Consider the following 2,255-nt stretch of genomic DNA (forward strand, 5'->3'; position numbering starts at 1 on the left):
TTTCTTTTGTTTGTCTTCTTTCGACGACTTGATTATTTTAACATTTCTATTGTATGGTGTCAAATCTTTTTAAACATTTTTTATCTTTTTTACTTATTGAAGAATTTGTATATAATACTTACTTTATAAAAATACTTTTACAACCTAATTAATGGTGTGTAATACTTTTTGATATAACAATAAAAGTCACATCTACTCACTATTTCATTCCGCTATATCTACTAAACAGTATTAAAAGAATAAATTTTGATTTCTTATTTAACTTTCTACTAGAACGATTTTAAATATTAAAAATAAAAACATTATCTTTTCTGGAAATTATTTTGATGATGTTAAATTAAATGAGATTATTAGCTTTGTTTTTAAGGAGAGTTTATCTTATTGCTTCACTCATCATGAATAGAGTACATCCTGTTTAGCTCTGGTTTAAATAACATTTTTTTATTTATTACTCCATGACACTTATATTTAATTAACGCTGTGTTTTAAATAAATGTTGATTTTAATAATAATAGGCAATGTTTTAAGAACGGGTTGATATTTTCCACAGAATTTGCATAACCAATTTCAAAAATGTCGATTATAATAGTAAACAGAACATTTGTTTGAGAGGTTGAGTATATGTCAAAGGAACTTATTTTAAGGCTTTTACCTAAATTGAATGAATCAGAATTAGATGAGGTTATCGCAACTATCGAGTTAAGTAAATTTAAATCTGATTTGATTAAACTTCGTAAAAAGGTCCAAGAAGCAAGATATTCAAACGGGCATTTTGAATGTCCTGTTTGTCATGGAACTCATGTCGTAAAAAACGGAACTCGGAACGGTGTCCAACGTTATCTTTGTCGTTCATGTAATAAACCGTTTAGCAATCAAACCTCTACACCTACTGCCTATTCGAAGAAGGAGGCTAAAGTATGGATTGAATATATTGGTTGTATGATGGCAGGTTACAGTATTCGAAAATGTGCAGAGATATGTAACATTAACATCGCAACATCATTTTTCTGGAGACATAAAATCATGAATGCCTTAGCTTCGTTTGTTAATATCGGTGAAGTTGATGGATTAGTAGAAGCTGATGAGACCTTTTTCCGATTCAGTAAAAAAGGAAATAGAACTAAAGGCAGAACGTATGGAAAAGTGCCTTCTACGTCTAAAAAAAAGAAAGCTAAAAAAGCACATAAAAAACGAGGGTTATCTAAGCAACAGGTAGCTGTTGGAACAGCTTTAGATAGACATGGTAATTTATTGATTGGATTAATTGGACGAGGACGATTGAAATACGACGCCCTGAAACGTTTCTTTGAAGGTCACATCGCTCCACATTCTACGCTATGTACAGATAGTGCTCATGGGTATTCACGAATAGCTGATGAACTTAATTTAGAACACATCCAAATTGAATCTGGAAAACGCAAGAAAGATATTTATCATATTCAACATGTAAATGCGTTACATAGTAGTTTAAAAACTTTTATGAGAAAGTTTAGAGGTGTTGCAACGAAACACTTGCATCATTATCTTTATTGGTTCAAATGGGTTGAACTTTTTAAGCATGAAAAAGAAGTTGTGAAAATTCAAAAGGCATATATTCACGCTCAATCAACTTATTCAACTTGTTCAATTAAAGATATTTTGTTAAGCAAGCCCTTATTTGCATAAGTATATATACCTCCACCTTGAAATATTGTTATTATTTGGTAAAAGTGGTATAATAATATGAAAAGAATCTATTTCAATATGAAGGAGGGATTTTATGAATATATTATATTCAAAAGAAAAAGGTTTTTTAAATGCCGAACATCGTTATAAAGGATTAACTATTGTATCCTTGTTACCATTTGTTTTGAAGACAATGTTTATTTTAGCTACAGGAATTGATAGTTTCGCTTGGTATATCACAATTCCAATATGGATTTCTTTATTGGTAAGTGGAATTGGGTTTCCATCTGATAATAAAAAGTGGAATATAGCAGCTTGGATTTCAACACTAATGCTGGCAATCGCTTCGATTGTTATCGGATACTATGACTATTTTCAATGGGCATCGACAAAGCTTTGCTTTGGATTGCTTATCTTCTTTACGATTATTTTTATCATTAAACGTTTTTTAGATAATAAAAATACCACAACGACAGAAATTTAATCAAAACAAAGGAGCTCCTCTAAAGTGTAGAAGAGCTCTTTTGTTTTTGATGAATATCAACCTTTACTTAAAACATTGCCTAATAATAAAAAAGCTGTTCAAATAT

Annotated in this window: 2 protein-coding genes; both read left to right on the forward strand. The window is 30.1% G+C overall.

What is annotated here, in order from left to right; all coding sequences use genetic code 11:
• The first annotated feature begins 621 nt into the window (after positions 1-621).
• Entirely contained in the window at positions 622-1,665 is a 1,044-nt protein-coding gene (locus HMPREF9402_RS13820) for an IS1595 family transposase (protein ID WP_006785947.1), read from the forward strand.
• A gap of 94 nt (positions 1,666-1,759) precedes the next feature.
• On the forward strand, positions 1,760-2,149 hold the full coding sequence (locus HMPREF9402_RS13825; RefSeq protein WP_006785946.1) for a hypothetical protein: 390 nt from the start codon (positions 1,760-1,762) through the stop codon (positions 2,147-2,149).
• Positions 2,150-2,255: the final 106 nt, after the last annotated feature.

Source organism: Turicibacter sp. HGF1 (assembly GCF_000191865.1).
GTDB lineage: Bacteria > Bacillota_I > Bacilli_A > MOL361 > Turicibacteraceae > Turicibacter > Turicibacter sanguinis.